The sequence below is a fragment of the Alteromonas sp. ABH4_457 genome, from assembly GCF_056160625.1.
Map to the genome: position 1 here is coordinate 56,868 of NZ_JBSWXN010000003.1, position 24,276 is coordinate 81,143.

The 24,276-nt window shown below is 49.6% G+C and carries 24 protein-coding genes; 6 read left to right on the forward strand and 18 right to left on the reverse strand.

The annotated features are described in order from the left end of the window. Positions 1–15: 15 nt before the first annotated feature. From hemH to ACXAGR_RS06775, 11 genes are all read right to left on the reverse strand, one after another. Positions 16–1,095 (reverse strand): ferrochelatase, encoded by a 1,080-nt coding sequence (gene hemH / locus ACXAGR_RS06725; protein WP_474848904.1) that lies wholly within the window; start codon positions 1,093–1,095, stop codon positions 16–18. 187 nt (positions 1,096–1,282) lie between these two features. Continuing rightward, positions 1,283–2,881, reverse strand: coding sequence for an AbgT family transporter (locus tag ACXAGR_RS06730; RefSeq protein ID WP_474848906.1), 1,599 nt, complete (start codon positions 2,879–2,881; stop codon positions 1,283–1,285). Between the two features lie 214 nt (positions 2,882–3,095). Continuing rightward, positions 3,096–3,980 carry a protease modulator HflC gene (gene hflC / locus ACXAGR_RS06735; RefSeq protein ID WP_474843541.1) on the reverse strand — a complete coding sequence of 295 codons (885 nt, stop codon included), beginning with the start codon at positions 3,978–3,980 and terminating at the stop codon, positions 3,096–3,098. A gap of 3 nt (positions 3,981–3,983) precedes the next feature. Next, a complete protein-coding gene (gene hflK / locus ACXAGR_RS06740; protein ID WP_474848908.1) occupies positions 3,984–5,132 on the reverse strand; it encodes an FtsH protease activity modulator HflK in 1,149 nt (382 codons plus the stop codon). 113 nt (positions 5,133–5,245) lie between these two features. Beyond that, positions 5,246–6,535, reverse strand: a complete 1,290-nt coding sequence (gene hflX, locus ACXAGR_RS06745; RefSeq protein WP_474848910.1) for a ribosome rescue GTPase HflX — start codon at positions 6,533–6,535, stop codon at positions 5,246–5,248. Between the two features lie 17 nt (positions 6,536–6,552). Continuing rightward, positions 6,553–6,807: an RNA chaperone Hfq gene (gene hfq / locus ACXAGR_RS06750; RefSeq protein ID WP_119499852.1), complete on the reverse strand. Its 255-nt coding sequence runs from the start codon at positions 6,805–6,807 to the stop codon at positions 6,553–6,555. Between the two features lie 80 nt (positions 6,808–6,887). Next, a complete protein-coding gene (miaA, locus tag ACXAGR_RS06755) occupies positions 6,888–7,820 on the reverse strand; it encodes a tRNA (adenosine(37)-N6)-dimethylallyltransferase MiaA (protein WP_474843546.1) in 933 nt (310 codons plus the stop codon). Further along, the gene (gene mutL / locus ACXAGR_RS06760; RefSeq protein ID WP_474848912.1) at positions 7,817–9,625 is read right to left on the reverse strand and encodes a DNA mismatch repair endonuclease MutL; all 1,809 of its coding nucleotides are present in this window, start codon (positions 9,623–9,625) and stop codon (positions 7,817–7,819) included. The genes miaA and mutL overlap by 4 nt, the downstream gene beginning before the upstream one ends. A gap of 19 nt (positions 9,626–9,644) precedes the next feature. Beyond that, complete coding sequence (locus ACXAGR_RS06765; protein WP_474843550.1) at positions 9,645–10,979, reverse strand: N-acetylmuramoyl-L-alanine amidase; 1,335 nt, start codon at positions 10,977–10,979, stop codon at positions 9,645–9,647. 41 nt (positions 10,980–11,020) lie between these two features. Next, the gene (gene tsaE / locus ACXAGR_RS06770) at positions 11,021–11,503 is read right to left on the reverse strand and encodes a tRNA (adenosine(37)-N6)-threonylcarbamoyltransferase complex ATPase subunit type 1 TsaE (protein WP_474848914.1); all 483 of its coding nucleotides are present in this window, start codon (positions 11,501–11,503) and stop codon (positions 11,021–11,023) included. A 20-nt stretch (positions 11,504–11,523) separates the two neighbouring features. Then, a complete protein-coding gene (locus tag ACXAGR_RS06775; RefSeq protein ID WP_474843554.1) occupies positions 11,524–13,023 on the reverse strand; it encodes an NAD(P)H-hydrate dehydratase in 1,500 nt (499 codons plus the stop codon). Positions 13,024–13,030: 7 nt separating this feature from the next. Here ACXAGR_RS06775 and queG point away from each other — a divergent pair, with 7 nt between their 5' ends. Continuing rightward, complete coding sequence (queG, locus tag ACXAGR_RS06780; protein WP_474848916.1) at positions 13,031–14,173, forward strand: tRNA epoxyqueuosine(34) reductase QueG; 1,143 nt, start codon at positions 13,031–13,033, stop codon at positions 14,171–14,173. Between the two features lie 30 nt (positions 14,174–14,203). Here queG and hemE read toward each other — a convergent pair whose 3' ends face one another. Continuing rightward, the gene (gene hemE, locus ACXAGR_RS06785; protein WP_474848918.1) at positions 14,204–15,295 is read right to left on the reverse strand and encodes a uroporphyrinogen decarboxylase; all 1,092 of its coding nucleotides are present in this window, start codon (positions 15,293–15,295) and stop codon (positions 14,204–14,206) included. Between the two features lie 265 nt (positions 15,296–15,560). Next, on the reverse strand, positions 15,561–16,394 hold the full coding sequence (gene nudC / locus ACXAGR_RS06790) for an NAD(+) diphosphatase (protein ID WP_474843560.1): 834 nt from the start codon (positions 16,392–16,394) through the stop codon (positions 15,561–15,563). Positions 16,395–16,606: 212 nt separating this feature from the next. Between nudC and ACXAGR_RS06795 the strand changes: the two genes are divergently transcribed. The 4 genes from ACXAGR_RS06795 (at position 16,607) to ACXAGR_RS06810 (ending at position 19,197) form a co-directional block, all read left to right on the forward strand. Next, positions 16,607–17,080, forward strand: a complete 474-nt coding sequence (locus ACXAGR_RS06795; protein ID WP_119499844.1) for a transcriptional repressor — start codon at positions 16,607–16,609, stop codon at positions 17,078–17,080. Beyond that, complete coding sequence (locus ACXAGR_RS06800; RefSeq protein WP_474848920.1) at positions 17,070–17,534, forward strand: chemotaxis protein CheX; 465 nt, start codon at positions 17,070–17,072, stop codon at positions 17,532–17,534. Before ACXAGR_RS06795 ends, ACXAGR_RS06800 begins: the two co-directional genes overlap by 11 nt. Then, complete coding sequence (locus ACXAGR_RS06805) at positions 17,524–17,958, forward strand: secondary thiamine-phosphate synthase enzyme YjbQ (protein ID WP_474848922.1); 435 nt, start codon at positions 17,524–17,526, stop codon at positions 17,956–17,958. The genes ACXAGR_RS06800 and ACXAGR_RS06805 overlap by 11 nt, the downstream gene beginning before the upstream one ends. Before the next feature lie 108 nt (positions 17,959–18,066). Next, positions 18,067–19,197: an OmpA family protein gene (locus ACXAGR_RS06810; protein ID WP_349583555.1), complete on the forward strand. Its 1,131-nt coding sequence runs from the start codon at positions 18,067–18,069 to the stop codon at positions 19,195–19,197. A 108-nt stretch (positions 19,198–19,305) separates the two neighbouring features. On the opposite strand, the gene dnaB is transcribed toward ACXAGR_RS06810, so the two are convergent. The 5 genes from dnaB to ACXAGR_RS06835 form a co-directional block, all read right to left on the reverse strand. Further along, positions 19,306–20,694, reverse strand: a complete 1,389-nt coding sequence (gene dnaB / locus ACXAGR_RS06815; RefSeq protein ID WP_119503267.1) for a replicative DNA helicase — start codon at positions 20,692–20,694, stop codon at positions 19,306–19,308. A gap of 73 nt (positions 20,695–20,767) precedes the next feature. Next, entirely contained in the window at positions 20,768–21,262 is a 495-nt protein-coding gene (locus ACXAGR_RS06820) for a hypothetical protein (RefSeq protein WP_474843565.1), read from the reverse strand. A 154-nt stretch (positions 21,263–21,416) separates the two neighbouring features. After that, on the reverse strand, positions 21,417–22,394 hold the full coding sequence (locus tag ACXAGR_RS06825; RefSeq protein WP_474848924.1) for a DUF4097 family beta strand repeat-containing protein: 978 nt from the start codon (positions 22,392–22,394) through the stop codon (positions 21,417–21,419). 14 nt (positions 22,395–22,408) lie between these two features. Beyond that, positions 22,409–22,930 carry a hypothetical protein gene (locus ACXAGR_RS06830; protein ID WP_474843569.1) on the reverse strand — a complete coding sequence of 174 codons (522 nt, stop codon included), beginning with the start codon at positions 22,928–22,930 and terminating at the stop codon, positions 22,409–22,411. Continuing rightward, positions 22,923–23,486 carry an RNA polymerase sigma factor gene (locus ACXAGR_RS06835; protein WP_474848926.1) on the reverse strand — a complete coding sequence of 188 codons (564 nt, stop codon included), beginning with the start codon at positions 23,484–23,486 and terminating at the stop codon, positions 22,923–22,925. Before ACXAGR_RS06835 ends, ACXAGR_RS06830 begins: the two co-directional genes overlap by 8 nt. Positions 23,487–23,608: 122 nt before the next feature. Between ACXAGR_RS06835 and ACXAGR_RS06840 the strand changes: the two genes are divergently transcribed. Further along, positions 23,609–24,241 (forward strand): MOSC domain-containing protein, encoded by a 633-nt coding sequence (locus tag ACXAGR_RS06840; protein WP_474848928.1) that lies wholly within the window; start codon positions 23,609–23,611, stop codon positions 24,239–24,241. The last annotated feature ends 35 nt before the right edge of the window (positions 24,242–24,276 follow it).

Sequence of the window (24,276 nt, forward strand, 5' to 3'; positions counted from 1 at the left end):
TTATCACCGGACAGCTTACCTGTCTGCACCGAGGGCTTTCGCCAGTGCTTCCCGTTTACGGTTTTGTGCAGATGCCTGCCAGCCGTGCAGATTACGTTCGATGAGCGTCATTAACGTATCTATATGTGCCGGTGAGTCGTTTAGCGCAGGGATATATTCAAAACGCTTTCCGCCCGCTTCCATGAAGTAGTCTTTGTTTTCCTCACCGATTTCTTCAATGGTTTCCAGGCAGTCCGCAGAAAACCCGGGGCACAGTACCTGCACGGACCGCACGCCTTTACCCGGCAATCCTTTCATGGTTTCGTCAGTGTACGGCTGAAGCCACTCTTCGCGGCCAAAACGGGACTGGAAGGTGGTCATGTATTCGTCCGATTTCAGATCCAGCGCTTCAGCCAGCAATCTTGATGTTTTATGACACTCGCAGTGGTATGGATCACCATTGGTCAGATAACGCTTCGGGATCCCGTGATAGGACATAACCAGCAAATCAGCTTTGCCGTTTTCCTCCCAATGCTGCCTGACACTTGCAGCCAGCGCTTCGATGTAAGCGGGTTCGTCATTGTAGTGCGTGACAAAGCGCAATTCCGGCATCCAGCGGCGGCGGGTAAAATCGGCTGCCACAGCATCAAAAGTCGACGCAGTGGTGGATGCACAATATTGCGGATACAGCGGCAGTACTACCAGCTTTCTCACGCCCTGACTGAGCATTCTGTCGATGGCAGACGCCACGGACGGCTGCCCATAGCGCATGGCAAAATCAACTACCACATCGTCGCCGTATTTCTCCCGGCACTTCTCTGCCAGTGCTGCATGCTGAGCCTTAGTGATCGCCATTAACGGTGAACCTTCGTCTGTCCACACTGTGGAATAGGCTTTTGCAGACCGTCCGGGCCGGAAGTTAAGGATCACCCCGTTGAGTACGAACCACCAAATCAGGCGGGGAACTTCGACAACCCGGGGATCGGAAAGAAACTCTTTCAGGTAAGGCTTCAGCGCTGCTTTAGTCGGCTGCTCAGGTGTACCTAAATTGGTGATCAGCACGCCCAGCCGGTCTGCCTGGCCATGTGTGAAATGGGTAGAGTTAATATATTTCATGCTGCTTTACCTGGAATCGCTGCCAACTAATCAAAAAGACAATTAATTATACTGAACCTGAGACAATTTTGATCCCCGGAATCAGACATTTATAACGATTATTTGATTCAGTTTAAGCGATTACTATCGCTGCGGGTCGCCAATAAAAAAGGCCGGTATTCGCCGGCCTCAGGGACATTACATTTCGTTAAGGTGTATAGAAGGTTGCCGCACCCGGTCCAACAGGCATACCAAGAAGGAATACCCAGAAGAAAAACAGCAGCGACCAGCCAAGGATAAATACCATAGAATAAGGCAGCATCATGGCAATCAGAGTGCCCATTCCGACATCCTTACGATACTTAGCCGCCATAGCGAGGATCAGACCAAAATAGCTCATCATCGGCGAGATCACGTTGGTAACCGAGTCGCCGATACGATATGCAGCCTGAATCACTTCCGGTGCATAACCTAATAACATCAGCATGGGTACGAAAATGGGCGCAGTCACAGCCCACTGCGCCGAGGCACTACCCAGCGACAGATTCACCAGTCCGCACATTAAAATAAACAGAATGAACACCGACGGCCCGTCAAGACCCGCGGCCTGCAACAACGCAGCACCTTTAACGGCGAGGAACGTACCAAGGTTTGTCCATTTAAAGAAGGCTACAAACTGGGCGGCGAAGAATACCAGCGTGATGTAGAGACCCATTGCTCCCATGCTTTTCGACATGGCGTTAATCACATCGCGGTCATTTTTCATCGAGCCTGTTACCCTGCCGTATACGAAACCAGGTATCGCAAAGGTAATGAAAATAAAAGCGACGATGCCTTTAAGAAAAGGTGACCCGGTAATAAGGCCGGTTTCCGGATTTCGCAACGGGCCATTTTCAGGTACGACGGTAAGTGCCAGCACAGCACACACTGCCACGAATGCAAGGCCGGCCATTTTCAGACCTTTCTTTTCCAGAGCCGTTGGCGCTTCCATGGACTGGCCTTCCAGTTCCACAGACGCAACCGATTCGTTGTACTTACCCAGCCTTGGTTCGACAATTTTTTCAGTCACAAAGGTGCCCATGATGGCAATCACAAAGGTACTGATGAACATGAAATACCAGTTTACTTCCGGGCCGACCACATATTCAGGGTCAATCATATGCGCGGCGGTTTCAGTGATGCCGGAAAGTAACGGGTCAACGGTGCCAAGTAACAGGTTAGCGCTGTAACCCGCCGACACGCCGGCAAATGCAGCAGCAAGCCCGGCCAGCGGATGGCGGCCGAGTGAATGGAAAATCATAGCAGCCAGCGGAATAAGGACAACATATCCCAGCTCAGATGCGGTATTTGAAAGAATGCCGGCAAACACCACGGCGAATGTGACCACGCGCTTAGGTGCACCCATCACCAGAGAGCGCATCAGCGCGGAAAGCATACCGGAGTGCTCTGCCACTGATACGCCCAACAATGCCACCAGCACAGTACCGAGCGGAGCAAAGCTTGTGAAGTTGGTCACCAGACCGGTAACGATACGCTGAAGACCTTCAGCACTCATCAGCGAGATGACTTCAATCATGCCGTCTGCTTCCCGGCCTTTTGCGCCTTCAGGACGGGGATCAGCCACAGCCACATCGAAGTAGCCCAGGATGCCACTTAAGATGACGATGAATACAGATAGTAATGCGAATAATGTGATCGGATGCGGCAACAAATTCCCGAGCCACTCAACGGTAGCCAAAAATCGTGCGAACCATCCGCTCTGTGCAGCATCCCCGCGGGACGGCACCTGAGACTGATTGGAACTCAAGATAAACCTCTGTCGTTTTTATTCAGATCTGCATTTTATGCAGCCTGATTATAATAATGTCGCGCACAGTATAGCGAATAAACAGCGTCTTCGCAGCAAAAGGGCTGTAAAGCGGCTATTTTCCATACTTTAGGACGACGAAAAAAACGTCTGACAGTGGGTTTTAAGGGCATAAAAAAACCCGCTTAAAGCGGGTTTTTCAGTAAGTTACGATTTATTTACCCTTGGAATTATCCAGGTATTTAAAGAAATCGCTGTCCGGTGCAAGCACCATCACGTCATCTTTACCATTGAAGCTCTTACGATAGGCATCCATGCTGCGCAGGAAGCTATAGAAATCGGGGTTCTTCGAGTAAGACGTTGCATAGATTTGTGCTGCCAGTGCGTCACCTTCACCACGTACCTGACGGGCATTACGCTCCGCGTCTGCCAGCATAACGGTAACTTTTGCATCGATATCTGCACGGATCACTTCGGCTTGTTCCTGACCTTCCGAACGGTGCTCACGGGCTACCGCAGCACGCTCTGCACGCATACGCTGGAAGATCGCGTTACTGACTTCGTTAGGCAGGTTAATTTGCTTAACCCGTACGTCAACGATTTGAATACCCAGTTCTTTAGATGATTCGCTGGCTTGTTCCATTGCCTGATTCATCAGTGCAGAACGCTCACCGGATACGATTTGTGCAATGGTGCGGGCACCGAATTCAGAACGCAGACCGTTGTTCACCTTCTGTTTCAGAAGCGCCTCTGCCTGCAACTTATTACCACCTTGTGTAGAGAGGTAATATTTTGCGAAATCAGCAATTTTCCACTTCACATAGGAATCGACAATAAGGTCTTTCTTCTCTGAAGTAACGAAGCGATCAGGCACATCATCCAGCGTTTGAATGCGGGCATCCAGACGACGGACAGAATCGATAAACGGCAATTTGAAATGCAGGCCGGGCTCGAATACGCGTGTTTCGCCGGTGGCGTCATCACGTTGTACTTTACCGAACTGAATAACAATTGCTCTTTCGCCTTCGCTTACGACAAATAACGAGCCGGACAGCAAAATAACAAACAGTACTACTACTGCAATGAGTAAGTTCTTCATGCGTTATTCTCCTCCGTTACCGAAACGACTGTCACGGAAACCGGAACTCTGCGTTGCTGAGCCCGATGAGTTACTGCCGGATGAAGATGGCAGCGACTGATAAGACGAAGATGAACGGGCCGGCGCAGATGATGATTTTTGTTCCATCATTTTATCCAGCGGCAGATACATCATGTTATTTCCACCTTTGCTGTCGACAAGCACTTTGCTGGTTTTACCCAGTACTTCTTCCATCGTTTCCAGATAGATACGCTCACGGGTAACCTGAGGCGCAGCTTCAAACTGAGGCAGCAGCTCAGAGAAACGGGCCACTTCACCCTGCGCTTCCAGAATGACACGCTCTTTGTAAGCCTGTGCTTCTTCGTTCATCCGGTTAACCTGACCACGGGCACGGGGTTCAATTTCACGTGCATAAGCTTCGGCTTCACGGATGAAACGCTGTTCATCTTCCTGAGCAGCGATAGCATCATCGAATGCATCTTTCACTTCTTCAGGCGGACGGGCATCACGGAAGTTCATGTCAGTGATGGTGACACCAAGATCGTAAGGTTCAAGAATAGCTTGCAGTTCTTCCCAAACACGTTGACGGGTGACTTCACGGCCATCGGTTAATACATCATCCATTTGCGAATGACCTACAACGTAACGGATTGCACTGTCGAGTGCCTGGCTCAGGCTCATTTCAGGGCTGGTTACCGCAAACGTCCAGCGATACGGGTCTACCACGCGGTATTGCATTTCCATCTGAACACGCACCACGTTTTCGTCTTCCGTCAGCATGGAGCCGCTCGAAGCCTGGTCGCGGATAGATGTGACATCAACCGGAATAACGGTATCGATAAAGGTTGGCTTCCAGCGAAGTCCAGGTTCTACCTGCTGAGAATATTCACCGAAACGAAGCACTACACCACGTTCTGATTCACGGATGGTATAGAACCCGCTTACCACCCAGATTACGGCCAGCAGCGCGATTAGAATAGCAGCGCCGACTGTGCCCAGGCTTTTACCTGAACCACCGTTGCCACCGCCCATTTTTCCGAATTTACCAAACAGGTTTTTGAACACGTCGTCCAAATCCGGGGGCCCCTGATCGCGACCGCCGCGGTTTTTCCACGGGTCGTTATTTTTGCCACCCGGCTCATTCCAAGCCATGCTGATACTCCATAAGTGGTTAACCCCCGATAACTGAATAAGCTGCCCGCGATGAACAGCCGTTCAATTATTTTGGGATCTGATTTTAAAATCTGTCGTTACGAATCTGTCGTTTAATGATGTACCACATAGCCGGACAAGCCGTCATCAAGGCGTTTTTCTAAACGGTTCCAGTTGCTGGTGGGCATTCTTACATCCACTACCCAGTCACCGCCGTCGTCATAGGCCTCATTTGCGATACAATTTAAATCATACAACACCCCGCGCAATTTACTTTGCGCCGGGGGGATCCGCAGTGTGTAACTTACCATGCTCTGTCCTAAGCAATCGGTAAGTGCTTTACTCAATAAATCGAGCCCCTCTCCGGAATGAGCAGACACCCATACACGAACAGGTACACCCTCGTCGTCTCTATCTATACGCGGTGATATTTCATCAAGTTTATCAATCTTATTACAGATTATTAATTGTTGAATATCATCTGCTTCAATTTCTTCAAGCACCGCATTCACTTCATCCATCGTTTCACGGTAGTTTGCCTCTGCCACGTCAACAACATGGAGCAGTAAATCTGCTTCCTGAGTTTCCTGTAACGTAGCTTTAAATGCTGCAACCAGGTCGTGAGGGAGATGACGGATAAACCCGACGGTATCTGCCAGAATAGCCGGCCCCACATCCTGCAAGTCAATTTTGCGGAGAGTAGGATCCAGCGTGGCAAACAGCTGGTCCGCTGCATACACGTGGGAATTTGTGATGGTATTAAATAACGTCGATTTCCCTGCGTTGGTATAGCCAACCAGAGAAACCGTGGGAATTTCGGCACGTTTGCGCGATCTGCGCCCTTGCTCACGTTGTTTCTGTACCTTCTCCAGCCGACGGAGAATGGCTTTAATACGGCCACGTAACAACCGGCGGTCGGTTTCGAGCTGTGTTTCACCCGGACCACGCAGACCTATCCCGCCTTTCTGACGCTCAAGGTGTGTCCATCCACGAATTAACCGGGTAGAAATATGTCGAAGCTGTGCCAGTTCCACCTGCAACTTACCTTCATGTGTCCGGGCACGTTGTGCGAAGATATCGAGGATAAGGCCGGTACGATCTAAGACCCGGCATTTGCAGATGGCTTCGAGATTCCGCTCTTGAGACGGCGATAACGCATGATTGAAAATCACTACATTAGCATCATGCGCTTTCACAGAAGCAGCAATCTCTTCGGCTTTACCAGAACCAACGAAATACTTAGCATGCGGAGCACTGCGCGACGTCGTAAGTACGTCTACCGCATTCACTCCCGCAGAAGATACGAGCAATTCAAGCTCGGCGAGATCTTCTTTGCTGTTCTCGTCAGCAAAATTTACATGAACAAGAATAGCCTGTTCACCGGCTTCATAACGGTCAAACAAGCAATGTACCTTTTAAATTATTCACTTTTACTATTTTCAGCATCCCCTTGGGTTGAGCTAGGCATAGTGATAGCACGTGATGGTACAACCGTTGAAATGGCATGCTTGTAAACCATCTGGCTAACTGTGTTTTTCAACAGAATCACGAACTGGTCGAACGATTCCACTTGCCCCTGAAGTTTGATCCCATTTACCAGATAAATGGATACGGGAATACGCTCTTTTCTTAACGCATTCAAGAATGGGTCTTGTAGTGATTGCCCTTTAGCCATTTGATATCCTTAGTTTTTATTATTTCCATGGCAAACATATACGTTTGCCACCGCGCTTAATGTATAACACACTCCAACACTTAAAGTGTGATTTTTGACAAAATATTCGTCAAATTATGGTTAGCAAACGTGTCAAGCCAGTGCAGTTCCGGCCAGCCTCTTAACCAGGTCAGCTGCCGTTTTGCAAGTTGACGCGTTGCAATAATACCTTTCTCACGCATTTCTGCATAGTCGAGTTGCCCTTGTAAATACTGCCACGCCTGACGGTATCCTACTGAACGTATAGAGGGTAAATCTTCATGAAGATCACCCCGGGCAAACAATGTCTTCACTTCATCAATGAAGCCATCTTCAAGCATCATATCGAACCGCTGTTCAATACGACCGTGTAACACTGCTCTGTCTTCCGGTGCTATCGCAAATTGCGTCACCTGAAAAGGACATGGCTCGCCTTTTTCGGCCTGCCAGTCAGTGAGGCTGCGGCCGGTCGACCGGTAAACCTCAAGCGCCCGTGTTACACGCTGCGGATCATTCGGGTGAATGCGGGCGCCACTTACAGGGTCTACACGAGATAATTCATCGTGTAAGGCTTGCCATCCATGCGCCCCGGCATCCCGGACAATGCCCGCTCTCACCTCATCGTCAGACTTAGGTAAGGGCGAAATACCATTTATCAAGGCATTAAAGTACATCATCGTACCACCCACCAGCACTGGCAATTTGCCGCGCTGATGGATATCGTTAACCAGCGAAATGACATCGCGGCGAAATTCCGCCACGGAATACGTTTCTGACGGATCGATAATATCAATCAGCCAGTGTGGTGCCAGCGCCTGTTCTTCCGCGGTCGGCTTTGCCGTACCGATGTCCATGCCTTTGTACACCAGTGCTGAGTCAACACTGATAATTTCACAAGGTACGCGTTGTGACAGCTCCAGCGCCAGACCTGTTTTACCGGAAGCGGTAGGCCCCATAATACTTACGACGGGCTTCATATTCTGACTTTCACTCATTCCGGCCACGTCTCTATTAATCTGTCTGCAGGCTGGCTGCGCCCCTGTTGTTCCAGCACAATAATCTGTTCGCTGACAGGCATCGATTCAAATCCGTGCCACACTGCTGTAAGAATATCAGCCGGTACGGTTGTCACTGATATTAAAGACTTTAGCACATCATTCAGGTTCTGCCCGCCGGAAGTCAGCATGGCCGGAAACCAGTTCACCCAGGGAAAATGTCTGCATCCTGAAGGTGCCTGTTGTAACCGGTATTTACCTGCCACCAGACTGATTTCAAAGTGGTTATCCTGCAAAACCTCAACGGTTTGTTCACTTACATTCGTGTTGGCCACTGATACCGGCATCAGCAATGGTTGCGATGTGCCGGCCAGCTCAATTTGAGCCGCCACCCACTGGGCGATTATAGCGTTTACAGATAAAAGCAAACAGTTGTTTTTATGACAGTAAATTCTTACATATTCATTTAACTGCAAGAATGATAACGCAGAGGTCTCCTGCGTATCAATCTGTGAGCTGAGCAAAGTGCTGTAGCGCTGCCCGTAATCGGCCACCGTTGCGGCAGGCACCGGTGCACTGCGGTGACGGCCCGTTCCTCCTGCCGCCCCGCTTCCGTGATAGCGTCCCTGTGCAGTTCCGGCAGAGGAACCAGCAAAAGACTGTGAAGACCGCGGCACGGATTGCGTTGCTGTTGTGCTGTATCCGTTATTTTCCGGGGAATGCCTCTGATGTGTACCCTGCGGCTGCGCCGGTGCAAGGGGGCGAATGTAATCGTGTTCCGGCTCATCAAATTGCGCAGTCTCACCGGTGTCACCGTCACTGAGCGCGTCAGCCACAGCCTTACAGATAAAATCATGTACAAGGCGGCTTTGTTGAAAACGGACTTCATGTTTAGCCGGATGCACATTCACATCGACATCACGGGGATCAACGGTCAGGTAAACCACGAAAGACGGTTGTTCCAGCACACCCCACACACTTTCATAAGCCTGACGGATTGCGTGCAGGATGAGTTTGTCCCGCATACCCCGGCCGTTTACAAAACTGAACTGGCTGTCGGTACTGCTTCTTAGCATGGTCTCGTTGCCCAGCCAGGCTTCAAGTGTCATGCCGTCATAGCCGGTTTTCACGTAAACCGCGTTGCTCAGAAACTTTTGCCCCATTACCGCACTGATACGGCGAGTCAGAGGATCAGATGACGAAGCCTGATAACGCTTTGTCATCTTGCCGTTGTGTTTCAGCAAAAAGGACACGTCGGGATGGCTGAGTGCAATCCTGCGGACCACATCTTCGATATGCTGATATTCGGTTTTTTCAGTGCGCAAGAACTTGCGTCTTGCCGGCGTATTGTAAAACAAATCAGCCACGTCGATAGTCGTGCCATTCGGATGGGCAACCGGATTCACGGTGACCTCCATGTCACGACCTTCACAGTGAGCCTGCCATGCCTGTTCCTGATCTTCCGGTCTGGAAGTCAGAGTCAGCCTGCTGACTGAGCTGATACTGGCCAGTGCTTCACCGCGGAACCCTAACGACATGATTTGTTCGAGATCATCCAGCGTTGCAATTTTACTGGTTGCATGACGGCTGAGCGCCAGGGGTAATTCGTCTTTACAGATGCCGCCACCGTTGTCACGCAATCTGATGCGCTTATGCCCGCCTTTTTCAATATCCAGTTCGATACGTGTGGCACCGGCGTCGAGACTGTTCTCAATCAGTTCTTTAACAACCGACGCAGGTCTTTCTACCACTTCGCCGGCAGCGATTTGGTTCGCTAACTGCGGTGGGAGTAGCTGTATAGGCAAGGGAATTCCAGACTTTGTTTCAGGTTCTCGGGATGGTCAGTTCCTGACCAATCTGTACGGTGTCGCCGCTAAGGTTATTTGCCGCTTTAATGGTACTGATTTTGACATTGTAACGTTGCGCCAGCAAGGACAATGACTCACCACTGCGAACCTTGTGAATTAAATTACGGGATTTTTGTGAAGCCCATAAGGTGCCGTCCGGCGGGACCTGACGAAAATACGTCTTGATTGCCTCAAACATTGAGGTAGCCAGCCGCTCGCGGTATTCACTCCAGTTCAGGTTTTTTTCTTCCTGCGGATTACTGATAAAACCGGTTTCTACCAGAATTGACGGAATATCCGGCGCTGTCAGAACGGCGAGACTGGCCGCCTGCGGAGAAGACTTGTGCATACGTGTTACGCCACGCAACTCTTTTATCACTTTCTGACTGAGGTCGTAGCTGGCTGACATAGAATGATCCATGGACAAACCGAGAATGGTTTCTGCCAGATAACGCTCGCTGGCGTTATCAGAAATCACTTCTGCTGCGCCGCCCAGTAATTCAGAATGCTGTTCGGTTCTTTCCAGCCAGCGACCCAATTCAGTATCAGCACGGCGCATTGACAATACCCACACAGATCCGCCTCTCGGACCGGCTGTGGTAAAGGCATCAGCGTGTATTGAAATCAGTAAGTCAGCTTTACTTTTGCGGGCGATTTCTGGTCTGCGGTTCAGCCCGACGTAATAATCGCCTTCCCGTGTCATTACTGCACGCATGCCGGATTCCGCATTAACCAGTTTTTCAAGGTATTTGGCAATACTCAGGGTAATGTGTTTTTCGTAAGTACCGGCACGGCCGATAGAACCGGGGTCATTACCGCCGTGACCCGCATCAATGGCAACAATAATATCGCGGTCCCGACTGTTGTTTTTCGTATCCAGCACGACGGAAGTCGACGCCAGTGGCGCAGCGGGGCCGGGGTTCGGATCAATTAAGTCAACCACGAGGCGGTGTCCGTAGGGGCCATCAGGCTCAACAGGAAAAATGGAAGGCTTTGCCTTTCTCGCCATTTCGATAACGATGCGGGCTGACTGACTGTTCTTTGGTGTTGAGTGGCGCACCCGCTTTACCAGGTCACCGGTGATATCAGCCTGTGACAAATCGCTGCCGTTATCGGTATCCGCAAGGTCAATAACCAGCCTGGCAGGGTTGTCTAATGAAAAATAGGTAAATTCAGGCGCCGTTTTAAGATCGAGCACAACGCGGGTCCTGTCACCGGAAGGTGCAGCCCTGACTCCGCTAATCTGGTTTTGTGCCCAGGCAGCGCATGCCAGTGACCACAAACAGATTGTGTAAACGATTACGCGCAACATATTTCGCCCTGAAAATTTCCTTTCGTCAGCTTTTTTATTTTTTATGGGGCACTCAGTGCACAAACAACAGCATCACCGGCCGCTGATTTCGCGGCAATGTGCAATGTCCGCACATCATCATGTGAGTTAATACTAATCACTAAATCCGCAGATGCCAAGAACTCGGCCCCTTTTTGAGGCCATTCAATCAGACAAACGCTCTTTTCACCGAAGTAATCACGGATCCCCATGAATTCCAGTTCTTCAGGATCCGCCAGACGGTACAGATCAAAATGATAAACAGAGACTTCATCCAGTTCGTAAGGTTCCACCAGGGTATACGTGGGGCTTTTTACGTGCCCCGCGTGTCCGAGTGTTTGAATGAAAAAGCGGGAAAATGTCGTTTTGCCGGCGCCCAGGTCGCCTTCCAGATAAATCACCAGGCCGGCTGGCAGTCTGCTCTTAACAGCGCTGGCTATTTGCTCTGAAATTTTTTGTGTGGCTTCCGGTGAATCTGACCGGAAAACATGTTCTGCGTACGACATAAACTCTGCTTCAACAAATACTACTGGTTGATGAGCACCCTGACGGCGTCAAATAAATCGCTGGCAATCATACCACGTTGGCCGTACAAGTCAGCCAGATCATCTCCGGCTTTAGCATGCACAGTGACGCCATATTTTGCTGCGATATCCCGTGACAGCCCCTGCGCTAGCAGCGCTCCCAGGATACCACTGAGCACATCACCGCTACCCGCCGTTGCCATACCCGGATTACCGTGTTTGCTTACCCAGGTAGACCGCTCGTTATCAATAATGGTTCCCGCGCCTTTCAGCACACAGGTGGCATGATAACGCTGGGCGCATTGTCTGGCATAATTAAAGCGTTCAGCTTCCACATCATCCACAGACACACCCAGCAGGCGCGCCGCTTCTCCGGCATGTGGCGTTAAAATACAGTCATTAATGGTATACGCAGTGGCCTGACGGCTGAGCAAATTCAGCGCATCGGCATCCAGCACCATCGGCTTCGGATGAGTCTGACAATGCTTCATCACCGTTTGAAATACGGTTTCTGCCCAGTCATCCTGCCCCAGACCGGGTCCGATCACCACGCAGGTCGCCCAGCTCAACGCATCTTCCAGATTTTCATCTGTCACCATCAGCTCCGGACGGCCGGCGCTGACCTGAATGGTTGACGCTTCATGGGTATAAACCCGCACCATGCCGGCACCGCTTCGCAGCGCAGCTTCACTTGACAGACGGATTGCCCCGGCAGTGCCTTTATTGCCGCCAACGCACAATAACCGGCCGTATGTACCTTTGTGACTGTGTACCGCACGTGGACCCATACCGCGAAACTGTTCGATATCCAGTAAGCTGGCTGACGAACGGGCGAGTTCAGAGAAGGCTTTACCGATTCCGAGGTCATCGTAAACTAACTTACCGCAGGACTGCTTGCCGGCACCGGTAGATAAACCGGGCTTAATACCCACGAATGTGACGGTGACATCAGCTTCAATACAGCGACCTAATGACTGACCGGTATTAGCATCGAGACCGGAGGGCACATCGATACTGACCACCGGAATAGCATGAGCATTGATAGCATCAATAATATCAGCAAATTCATTGCGGATATAACTGGTGATACCGGTTCCCAACATCGCGTCGACAACCAGTCCTGCTTTATCCAGCAAGCCTTTATCGAAGACTTCAATTTTTCCGCCGGCATCAAGCCAGCGTTTTTGTGCCCGGCCAGCATCGCCTTCAAGAATACGGTGAGGTTCGACGGCGCACACATGCACCTGCTTGCCTGCTTCTTTCGCTTTCAGTGCAGCGATATAACCATCGCCGGCATTGTTGCCCTGCCCTACCATCACAAGATAAACGTGGGTGTTTGGCAGCAGGCTCTGACACTGACGGAATACCGAAGCACCTGCACGCTCCATCAGGGTGGCCAGATCACAGCCGGACTGCTCCGCTGCGGCCTGTTCGTGTTCTCTTACCTGTTCGGCGCGAAAGAGTTTATGTGATAAGCTTGTCGCGAGTTTAGTATCCAGCATAGTTTCCATGTCCGCGTTGCAATCAATCGATCTCAATAGATTAACAAACGATATCAAGGCTTGGGGCCGCGCGCTAGGTTTTCAGCATGTGGGTATCAGTGATGTTGATCTCAGTCAGCATGAAGAGAAGTTGATGGCATGGCTGGAAAAGGGTTATCACGGTGATATGGAATATATGGCCGCGCACGGCACCAAAAGGGCCCGGCCCGCAGAGTTACTGCCCGGCACCGTGAGAGTAATCAGTGTGCGCATGGACTATCTTCCTCCGGATGCGTCTTTTGCCCGCCATCTTTCTGATGATCATATTGGTTATGTCAGCCGGTACGCGCTTGGCCGTGACTACCACAAAGTACTGCGGCAACGTCTGAAACAACTGGGTGAAAAAATATCTGCGCAGTTTGAGGATGCGCAATGGCGTCCTTTTGTCGACTCCGCACCGGTGCTGGAACACGCTATTGCTGAAAAAGCCGGTACCGGCTGGACAGGTAAACACTCCCTCACTATCAGTAAAGAAGCCGGCTCCTGGTTTTTTCTCGGCGAATTGTTCATCAACCTGCCGCTGCCTGTAGACGAGCCGGTAGAAGAAGGGTGCGGCAGTTGTACTGCCTGCCTGACGATTTGCCCCACACAAGCCATCGTCGCGCCTTATACCGTTGATGCCAGAAAGTGCATTTCTTACCTCACCATTGAGAATAACGGGCCGATTCCGGAAACATATCGCCCGCTGATGGGAAACCGCATATACGGCTGTGATGACTGTCAGTTGGTGTGTCCCTGGAACCGCTATGCAGCAATTACAGAAGAAACAGACTTCCACGCCCGCAAGCAATTGCACGGTCAGCCTCTGACCACCCTGTTTGCCTGGGATGAATCCACGTTCCTGAAGAATACTGAAGGCTCACCTATACGGCGGATAGGGCATGAAAAATGGTTACGTAATATTGCCGTCGCCATGGGCAATGCATCGGCCAGTGAAGCCATTGTATCGGCTCTTGAAGGTCGTTCGGGAAGTGTGTCAGAGATGGTTCAGGAACACATTGACTGGGCGCTGACACAACAGGCAGGGAAGCAAGACAGGGAAACAGTCAGCAACCGGCAACAGCAGCGTCTCACCCGGGTAATAAAAAAAGGGCTGCCGCGTGATGCGTAGCCCCTTCCAAAAAGAAAAACAGCGTCGTTTTTATTTGTGGTACTGACGACTCAGACGGTGAACCGCATCAACAAAAACGCCGGCGTGCTCAGGCGGCACGTCCAGATGGATACCATGGCCTAAATTAAACACGTGCCCTGAGCCTTCACCGAAGCCGGCCAGAATGCCCGCCACTTCCTCTTCAATACGCACAGGTGGCGCGTACAGCATGGACGGATCCATATTGCCCTGCAACGCGACTTTATCCCCCACGCGGGCTTTGGCATCTGCAATATCAATTGTCCAGTCCAGACCAACTGCATCACAACCTGTCGCAGCAATTGCTTCCAGCCACATGCCACCGTTTTTGGTAAACAGTGTCACCGGCACCCGGCGCCCTTCACTTTCACGGGTCAGCCCTTCGACAATACGTGCCATATACTGAAGAGAAAATTCTTTGTAATCCCGCGGAGAAAGTACACCACCCCAGGTATCGAAAATCATCACTGACTGCGCGCCTGCAGCAATCTGTGCATTCAGATAACTGGTGACAGAGTCGGCAAGTTTGCTCAGCAGCGCATGCAGTATCGCAGGCTCTGCGAATGCCATTTTCTTAATTTTCGTGAATGCCTTGCTTGATCCGCCTTCTACCATATAAGTAGCCAGCGTCCAGGGACTGCCTGAGAAACCGATAAGCGGTACTTCACCTTTTAATTCTCTGCGGATGGTGCGCACAGCATTCATCACATACTGAAGCTCCCCTTCGGGATCAGGGATACCAATTTTGTCCACATCCGCTTTTGACGTAACCGGATTTTTAAAACGCGGACCTTCTCCGGCTTCGAAATACAGACCTAATCCCATTGCATCAGGAATCGTCAGGATATCTGAAAATAAAATCGCAGCATCCAGAGGAAAGCGACGCAGGGGTTGTAAAGTCACTTCACAAGCCAGTTCTGCGTTTTTGCATAACGACATAAAGTCACCGGCTTCAGCCCGGGTTGCTTTATATTCAGGCAAATAACGACCGGCCTGTCGCATCATCCAAACCGGCGTTACATCAACAGGTTGCTTCAGCAATGCGCGTAGATATCTGTCATTTTTCAGCGCCGGACGCGCTGTGGAAGGGCTGTTAGCCGTCATGCATTTCCTCTGTTTTCAATACTGATTCTGGCGGGAGTATACCAATAAATAAGGTTGAAACGGCGGTCACAGATCAAGTAATCACAGTTTTTGACACCAAATGGCATAAAAATAACCAAAAGTATAAGACTTTAGTCTTGCTACTTGAGTACATGTCGATAATAATAGACACAACATAAAGAAGCCCTTTAATTTTGTTTAACATCATTAAAAGGGACCGACGCACAATCCTGAGGCCCCGCATCGCGGGGCTTTTTATTATCTGTTATCCTCCTTTGTGCTTATTCAACACTGCCTCAATAAGACGTCCTGCAATAGATAGTTTGGGCGGAATGTCCGGCAGTGCATCAATATCGAACCACTGCGCATCAACGATTTCTCCTTCTTCGGGCACAATGTCACCGCTTTCATATTCTGCCAGATAACCCATCATTAATGAGTGAGGAAATGGCCAGGGCTGACTGTCAAAGTAAGTGAGATTTTTCACCTTTACGCCCACTTCTTCTTCCACTTCCCTGTGTACCGCCTGCTCAAGGCTCTCACCACTTTCGACAAATCCGGCGATGGTGGAATACATATTGGTGTCCTTGTGCCTCACCCCTTTGGCCAGCAAAATCTGATTATGCCGGTAAATAGCAACAATAATACAAGGCGAGATGCGGGGGTAGACACGGTGCTTGCACTGATGGCACTGCATCGCCATTTCCCAGTCAACCTGTTCCATCTTAGCCCCGCACTGACCGCAATAGCGATGTGTGCGCAGAAAATGCACATACTGCCAGGCTCTGGCCAGAACATTAAATTGCTCATCAGTACCAGCCGCCAGTAAGGTACGCAGAGATGTCAGTTCCCAGTCATCCTGTTCAATGTGCTCTGCCCCCGTATCAATAATGTAGACAGGCGCGCCCACAGCATGATGTTCTGAAAGCGGCGGCAGTTCCACAATGCTGGCCTGATGATGAGCAATAAACTCCAGTGCAGACCAGCCGCCCAGATAAAGTGAAGTAGTGGATTTAGGAACGAGTATTTTATCGCGGCTGAATATCAGCCAGTGTGCCTGAGCAGATTGCAACTGCCGGTCAGATACCGCTTTGATCATTGAACATACCCCGGTGGGCGCTGAGAATGCCGCCCAGTTTAGTTTTTTTACACAACAATTTACAGTAAATGCATTTCACTCAACGCGATATCATTGTTAAGGTACGGACCAATGTTATACTGAGAATAGAAATCAGATGCATTGAACGCAGTCTGCTGTTTAATCGCATGATCACCAGACAAAAAAAATCAGACGTTTGCCGGTAAAACATCATGAATAGTACTACCCTCATTAATAAAGCCCGTGCCTATTGTGAACAACGGGGAGCAAGATTCACCCCTCTGCGGGAAAAAGTATATGAAATCTTGTTGGGTAAACACGGGCCTATGGGGGCGTATGAATTACTTGATGCCCTCAAGGAAACGGAATCAAGCGCAAAACCGGCCACGGTGTACCGTGCACTGGATTTTCTACTGGAATTCGGTTTCATTCACCGGCTGGAATCGACCAATGCTTTTGTTGCATGTCATCATTTTGGTTGTCACCATCCGGTACAGTTCCTAATTTGCGACAGTTGCGGTGATGTTGCCGAGATACAGTCAGAAGGGCTGCAGGAAACGCTGGACAGTCAGGCAAAACAGCACGGATTCAAAGTATCAAAGCAAACAATTGAAGCTCACGGCCTTTGTGCAGATTGTCAGGATGCAGAAAGTGCGGAGCTTGAGGAAAAAAATCATGAATGTTGAGTTTGTTAATCCTTTCATCAATGGTTTACTGAATGTCATGGAAACCATGGCACAAACCACGTTAAAGCCCGGAAAACCCAAGAGAAAACAAAGCGATGTTGCTCAGGGTGATGTCTCAGGGTTAATTGGCATGGTGGGTCCGCAGGTAAAAGGGTCAATGTCGATTACGTTTGATGAAGATCTCGCGCTGACCATTATGGAGCGTATGGTGGGTGAACGTCCGGAGAAACTGGATGCGGAAGTTGGCGACATGGTGGGTGAAGTAACCAACATGATTTGCGGCAACGCAAAACGGGATCTTGCTGAAAAGGGCTTTGATTTTGGTATGGCTACGCCTATCGTTGTATCCGGAAAGCAACATACCATCAGTCATCAGGTAGATGGTGCAAAGCTTATTATGCCGTTTATGTGTGATGCGGGTCTGGCGCATATGGAAATCTGTTTTGATAAGTAACTGGCATCAGCAGGAATTCTCTCTCCCCGCTTTCAGGCGGGGTTTTCATTTAATTACCTCCCACGTAGAGCGCGCCCTGCCTGAACTTCACAATGTAAAGATTGGGCAATTGCACCTCTGGCTACAGCACACCAGTGCTAGTCTGACCATTAATGAAAATGCAGATCCGTCGGTGAGAAGTGATCTGGAAGCGTGGTTTAACCATACTGTACAGGAAAGCACGGCATATTTTACACATACCTATGAAGGAAGTGATGATATGCCCGCACACATTAAGTCCAGTTTATTAGGATGTGAGGTAACAATTCCCGTTAAAAACGGGGAGTTACAACTTGGCACCTGGCAAGGCATAATTTTAGGCGAACATCGCAATTCTGGTGGCAACCGGCGCATCATAGCCACTTTGCAAGGAATTTGGCGATAATATTAGTTATTATCTATTTTATGCTCTTTTGTCTATTGGCACGGCGTGTGCTAAGAGCTATCATCCACTCGATTTTACTAATCACTCAACGTTATACAGGATGTGAAAATGAACAAAACTTTTAAATTTACTGCTCTTGCTTTTGCTGTTGCAGCATCTGCGAACGTAGCGGCTCAGGAAGACGGCAAGCCATTTGACAGCTGGTTAGGGCTGCATGGCATGTATTACAACACGGAAGAAACTAAGCCAGCACCGGATCTGATGGACGACGGTTTTGGTTTCGGTTTTGAATACGGCTGGCGTTTCGACGAGAGCTGGGCTGTGCGTGGTGAATATACTGTTCTGGATTTAGACTACCAACAAGTGCTGGGTTCAAAAGACAGCATCTCTGGTCACATGTTCGGTGTTGACGCTTTATACTTCCTGCCAGACGACCTGTGGTACGTATTCGGTGGTGTTAAGCGCCAGCTGTTAGACGAGAACTACAACCTTGCCAATGTTGGTATTGGTAAACACTGGGACATCAATGACGACGTTAAGCTGACAACTGAAATCGCTGCTTACCGTGATTTTGATGATTCTTACTACGATTACAGTGTAAAAGTAGGTCTGGCATTCCCGTTTGGCCAGTCTAAAACTTCAAGCTACAGCAAGCCAGCGCCTGTTGTAGACGGCGACAGCGACAATGACGGCGTACTGAACAGCATGGATCAGTGCCCTAACACGCCTGCCGGTACGCAAGTTGATTCTAAAGGTTGTGCTGTTATCGCGGACAGCGATAAAGACGGCGTAGCAGATGGTAAAGATCTGTGCCCTGACACACCAATGAACGACAAAGTTGATTCTGACGGTTGTACTGTATTTGATAAAGAAGAAGTAACCCACAACCTGCGTGTACTGTTCGCAAACGAAAGTGCTGAAGTTGCAGAACCTCACTCTGCTGACATCGAAGACTTCGTTGCTTTCTTCAAGCGCTACGGTAAAACTGAAGCGGTAATCGAAGGCCACGCATCTGCACCAGGTACCGAAAGCTACAACATGGAGCTGTCTGAGCGTCGTGCTGAAGCATTCAAAAATGTACTGGTTAACGAATATGGTATCGATGCATCACGTCTGAGCACTGAAGGTTTCGGTGAATCAGAACTGCTGATGGAAGGTAGCTCTGCAGAAGCTAACCGTGTAAACCGTCGTATCTCTATTCGCGTAACAGCGATTGTTGAAGTACCTGAAAAGCGTTAATTCAACAAATCAGATATGCAAAAGGCGCCTTACGGCGCCTTTTTTGTGTCTGTTTATCTGGCAAAGTAATTAAGCATTTCCGGTACGCACTCACCTTTCCCGGGCTGATTAATATTCGTCATCAAATGCCGGACCGGCATAGTTATCAAAGCGGGAGAACTGCCCCTGGAAGGTTAACCGGCTGGTTCCGATTGGACCGTTTCTTTGCTTACCGATGATGATCTCAGCAATACCTTTATACTCACTGTTCTCGTGATACACCTCATCACGGTAAATAAACATGATTAAGTCGGCATCCTGCTCGATTGAACCGGATTCACGCAAGTCAGAGTTCACCGGCCGTTTGTCTGCCCGTTGCTCCAAACTACGGTTCAGCTGTGACAGCGCCACAACAGGCACTTCCAGTTCTTTTGCCAGCGCTTTCAGTGAGCGGGAGATTTCAGCAATCTCCAACGTACGGTTATCACTTAACGAAGGTACACGCATAAGCTGAAGGTAATCCACCATGATGAGACTGATCCCCCCGCGCTCTCTGGCCAGCTTACGGGCACGGGAACGCACGTCCATGGGTGTCAGACCGGAGGAGTCATCAATAAACAAGTTATCTTTATCTTTCAGCATAGCCATTGTATTGGATACCCTGGCCCACTCCTGATCGTCCAGCTGTGCTGTACGGATACGGGTTTGATCAACACGGCTGAGTGATGCGAGCATACGCATCATGATTTGTTCCGACGGCATCTCAAGACTGAAAACCAGTACAGGTTTTGTTTCAGCCATCATAGCGTTTTCACATAAGTTCATGGCAAATGTGGTTTTACCCATCGAAGGACGGGCCGCGACAATGATTAAGTCGGAGGGCTGTAATCCGCTGGTCTTCTTATCCAGATCACTGAAACCTGTGGTTACCCCGGTCACTTCTTTACTGGTTTCAATCAGCGACTCAAGCCGCTTGATAGTCTTATCCAGTACGGAGTCGACGTCACGGGGACCTTCATTTTCACCGGTACGCTTCTCGGCGATTTCAAATACTTTACTCTCGGCCATGTCGAGAATATCAGCACTGTCCCGGCCTTCGGGGTTGTATCCCACTTCTGCAATTTCGTGGGCTACACCAATGAGCTCCCGGGTAATTGCCCGTTCACTGACAATTTTCGCATAGGACGTCACGTTGGCAGAACTGGGGGTATTTTTGGCAAGCTCAGCCAGGTAAGCGAAACCACCGGCGTCTTCTAACTCATTGCGGTGTTCCAGGGCTTCTGAAACAGTGATCAAATCCACAGGCTGACTTTCGCCCAGCAATTTCAGAATAACTTTGAATATGACCTGGTGGGAATGATTATAAAAATCTGCGTCTGTGACCAGTTCTGCGACTTTATCCCAGCTCTCACGATCGATAAGCATACTGCCCAGCACCGCTTGTTCAGCTTCGATGCTGTGCGGCGGTACTTTCAGCTTTTCGACATTTTTGTCTTTTGAGGTGGAAACAGCTTTCACAATACGCACATCCAAAAATCAGGGATCTGATATTTTCCGTGAATCAGAGCGAAAAGCAATGCCTGAGGGCTTTTTATCCGGCGAATTGTTGCGGGTCAGGTCCGGCTTTTTCCATTTTAAAGAAAACTCCGTCCCACAGAGTAAACGCTTTGTCTTTACCGGCAACCAGTATTGACTGGCCGGGTACATGTTCGCCGTGGCAACTGACATCGAAACGGGCTACACGATTGGCAACAATGCCGAGTCTTTCAAACGACACATGATATTCGCGAAGAAAATCATCGCCGGACAGAGAGGTTTCTTTCCACTCAGCGGGACCACACTGCGTTTGTCCCAGGATCACGTTATCGGGGGTGTACTGAAATGACTGACCCAGCCACATTTCAGCCTGCTCAGGCAACATAGCACTAATGCCCGGTGTTACCGACGAGGTGATTACCCAGGTACCTTCCACGCTGGCAGGTTCCTTTACGGCACAACTCATCAGCACTGAGCCGGCAGTTAAGAATAAGGCTGCGAACCAGGCTACCGGTGACCATCCTCTTGCGCTTAATCGACGCGCTGTCATCTACTTCTCCATAATTTTCATACGTATACGAATATGGGGGTATAAAGTTCAACGACAAGCCACATACCCTGCGGCTTATCGTCGTTTCCGGATAGTTAGTCTTTTAGCCAGAGGATTCGTTCAGTTTATTTACATAAAAATAACATCGTAGCCTTTACTCAACAATGAGTTCTCCATGAACCGTAGACATTTCTATTGTGGCTCTGCCCCCGTTTGCCGTAAATTCCAGCCATTCATTTGGACCATATTTCGCTGAAGATGGTTTATCTGCAGTGAGCCTGTTCACGATATCGCCACCGGCATGCGCCTGCATTTCTACCCTCGCTGACACACCTTTCTGCATTTTAAGATGCAGTGTTCCGCCAACTGACGAGGCATCCACATCCCCTTTCTCTGCCAGCGTTAAACTGGCAGTGATATCGCCGTTTACCGTAGTGAGAGAAAGCACGTCAATTTCAGACAGTTCCAGTTTGGCATCGCCGTTCACGGATTCCAGTTGCACATCAGGGCTGGACGTTTTCAGTTTGATATCACCGTTAACCGTGATGATCCGGGTGCTTTTATCCCCTTCATGATTGCCGGAAATGTTGCCATTGACGGTTTCGACCTGAAGCAGCCCTGAAATGTTATCCAGCTTAATATCTCCGTTTACTGATTCCAGTTTCACTTTACCGGCCAGATCCGACACATCGATATCGCCGTTGACCACATCGAACTGAACAGAATTAGTCAGCCTGCTGGCTTCCACATCCGCCACAACGGCGGTGTAAGACAAACCGGATTTAGCCGGTACAAAAATAGTTAAATCATCACCGTCGCCCGGATTTTTATCCCGCCAGTCAATTTTACGGTGGTTCGTTTCTACCTTCAGAATGACGTCATCGCCTTTTTTCTCGAAGATAAACGCTTCTGTCCGTTCGCCTAATTCGCCGGTCACTTTCACTTCGTTTTTATCCCAGCCGGTGATCGTTGCCTTGCCTGCCACATGCTCTATTTCAACAATAGGCGATGCGGAAGTGGTAAGCGTTTTATCCACCTTTTGTCCGGCCATTGCATTGAAACTGATTGCTGGTATTACCGCTAACAGAAATGTTTGTTTTATTGTGGGGTGTAAATGTTGAATTAACCGCATTGTCGGTCCTTTTATCAAATTTGTTGCCATTTGGGCGCGTGCACCCGCTCAATCAGTAACAGTTGTTGTTGATAAATATGCTGCAGCATACCCAGTAACGCTGTGTTGTCAGGATCCTGCTTCAGAGCAAGCTTTACTGCTGCTGCAGCATCTTCAAGTTCCTGAATTTGTGTCTGCCAGTCGTCAGTGACCGCTGTCTGGTCCTGAAAACGCACCAGCAGTTGTTGTTTTTGCTGTTCGTGTTGCCGGCTCAGTACATTCACCAGAGCCTGTCCCCGGGCATCTCCGGCGCCGCTGTCGCTGCCGAAATACTCAGAAGGCTTGATAAAGATAAACAGGGAGGTCACCAGTAAAAGGCTGGCAGCCATCGCCATATATCGCAACCGGTTCACCGGCGCCTTTCCGGAGGCTTCCTGCATTTCCATTTCTCCGGCTTCGATAGAAAGCGCAATGCCGGTCCACAGATCACGATCAGGTTTAATTTCCTGTGGCAGCCGCTTAAGCGCTTTATTAAGTTCAGACCCTTTATCAGACATCACTCTCTCCCATCCACGCTTCTAATAGCTGCCGCGCACGGTGAAACTGCGCTTTACTGGTGCCCTGTGCAATATTCAGCATTACGGCGATATCGTCGTGCCTGTAACCTTCTATGGCGTGCAACACAAACACTACCCGTGCCCGCTCCGGCAATTGCCGGATATATCGTTCCAGATCCACTTCGCTGCTGCATGATGCTGCACCTGCCTCGTTGTCAATTTGCTCATTGGTATCGAATAGCCGCCGCATCCAGCTCTTTTGCTTACGCATATAACTGATAGTTACATTCGCGGTCACGCTGTGCAGCCAGGTACTGAACAGACTTTGTCCCTGATAATTACCGAGCTTCCGCCATACTTGTATAAAGACTTCCTGAGTCGCATCTTCAGCCAGCGATTTGTCTCCGGTTAGCCGGTAGCAAAGGGCGTAAACCCGGTTCACGTGTGTTTCGTAAATCTGACGATAGGCATCACGATCGCCGGCTACAGCCAATGCTACGAGTCTGTTTGATTGTTGTTCTGAACGGGAGTGGGCTTCCGTTTCAGACTCTGCCATGTCCATATTCCGTTTTATCCGGTGTGTTTTCAGGTTAGTCGCAGACGACATGTAAAAGGTTTAAATACGCTGGAGTTTTTTTTAAAGTAACACGCTAACCCTTCTCTGTTGTGGAAACTATCATGCATATCGAAACTTTATACGCAGCTAAACCGGTCCCCTTTGGTCCGCGGGGAGCGCCCAGCGCCATTCAGAAACAACCCGTTCCTTTTCTCACTGTACTGATGTCGGGTACTGAGGAAGACGAACAGGGTAATAAAAAGCTGCACGGTGGCCCGGAGAAAGTGCTCCATCAATTCAGTCACCGTGGTTATGAATGTTTATCAGAAGCGTTTCCTGAGGGTAACTTTGTCCCGGGCACCATTGGCGAAAACCTGATAGTTGAAGGCATGGACGACACTAACGTATTCATCGGAGACGTCTGGCAGATGGGTGAGATAGTTGTACAGGTTGGTGCACCCCGTGCCCCCTGTAATAAAATTTCCCAACGCTTCGATATAAAGAACCTTGATCGCTTCGTCGGAAATGAAGGCATTACCGGCTGGTATTTCCGAGTGATTGAAACAGGCACATTGAACACCGGCGATGAAGTAAAGCTGATTTCCAGAGCAGATAAAACGGTCAGCGTTGCTGATTTAATGACGGCCGTTTATGACAAGGGCAATCCTGAAAAAGCAGCAGAGTATATGCAACTGGATGTACTGGACGATGAGTGGAAGGGAAAATGCGAACGCGTAATTAAACGCGGACAATAGTATGCAGCAGGTTGTTCAGGGGAACGCCCCTGAAC

Bases quoted from the DNA above. Each gene is read 5' to 3' on its own strand.
- hflK (WP_474848908.1), bottom strand. From the start codon at position 5,132: ATGGCTTGGAATGAGCCGGGTGGCAAAAATAACGACCCGTGGAAAAAC.
- hemE (WP_474848918.1), bottom strand. From the start codon at position 15,295: ATGACGGCTAACAGCCCTTCCACAGCGCGTCCGGCGCTGAAAAATGAC.
- ACXAGR_RS06820 (WP_474843565.1), bottom strand. From the start codon at position 21,262: ATGACAGCGCGTCGATTAAGCGCAAGAGGATGGTCACCGGTAGCCTGG.
- hemH (WP_474848904.1), bottom strand. From the start codon at position 1,095: ATGAAATATATTAACTCTACCCATTTCACACATGGCCAGGCAGACCGG.
- ACXAGR_RS06775 (WP_474843554.1), bottom strand. From the start codon at position 13,023: ATGCTGGATACTAAACTCGCGACAAGCTTATCACATAAACTCTTTCGC.
- ACXAGR_RS06800 (WP_474848920.1), top strand. From the start codon at position 17,070: ATGAATGTTGAGTTTGTTAATCCTTTCATCAATGGTTTACTGAATGTC.
- hfq (WP_119499852.1), bottom strand. From the start codon at position 6,807: ATGGCTAAAGGGCAATCACTACAAGACCCATTCTTGAATGCGTTAAGA.
- ACXAGR_RS06840 (WP_474848928.1), top strand. From the start codon at position 23,609: ATGCATATCGAAACTTTATACGCAGCTAAACCGGTCCCCTTTGGTCCG.
- nudC (WP_474843560.1), bottom strand. From the start codon at position 16,394: ATGATCAAAGCGGTATCTGACCGGCAGTTGCAATCTGCTCAGGCACAC.
- ACXAGR_RS06835 (WP_474848926.1), bottom strand. From the start codon at position 23,486: ATGGCAGAGTCTGAAACGGAAGCCCACTCCCGTTCAGAACAACAATCA.
- hflC (WP_474843541.1), bottom strand. From the start codon at position 3,980: ATGAAGAACTTACTCATTGCAGTAGTAGTACTGTTTGTTATTTTGCTG.
- ACXAGR_RS06825 (WP_474848924.1), bottom strand. From the start codon at position 22,394: ATGCGGTTAATTCAACATTTACACCCCACAATAAAACAAACATTTCTG.
- queG (WP_474848916.1), top strand. From the start codon at position 13,031: ATGTCCGCGTTGCAATCAATCGATCTCAATAGATTAACAAACGATATC.
- ACXAGR_RS06765 (WP_474843550.1), bottom strand. From the start codon at position 10,979: ATGTTGCGCGTAATCGTTTACACAATCTGTTTGTGGTCACTGGCATGC.
- ACXAGR_RS06830 (WP_474843569.1), bottom strand. From the start codon at position 22,930: ATGTCTGATAAAGGGTCTGAACTTAATAAAGCGCTTAAGCGGCTGCCA.
- ACXAGR_RS06810 (WP_349583555.1), top strand. From the start codon at position 18,067: ATGAACAAAACTTTTAAATTTACTGCTCTTGCTTTTGCTGTTGCAGCA.
- ACXAGR_RS06795 (WP_119499844.1), top strand. From the start codon at position 16,607: ATGAATAGTACTACCCTCATTAATAAAGCCCGTGCCTATTGTGAACAA.
- tsaE (WP_474848914.1), bottom strand. From the start codon at position 11,503: ATGTCGTACGCAGAACATGTTTTCCGGTCAGATTCACCGGAAGCCACA.
- miaA (WP_474843546.1), bottom strand. From the start codon at position 7,820: ATGAGTGAAAGTCAGAATATGAAGCCCGTCGTAAGTATTATGGGGCCT.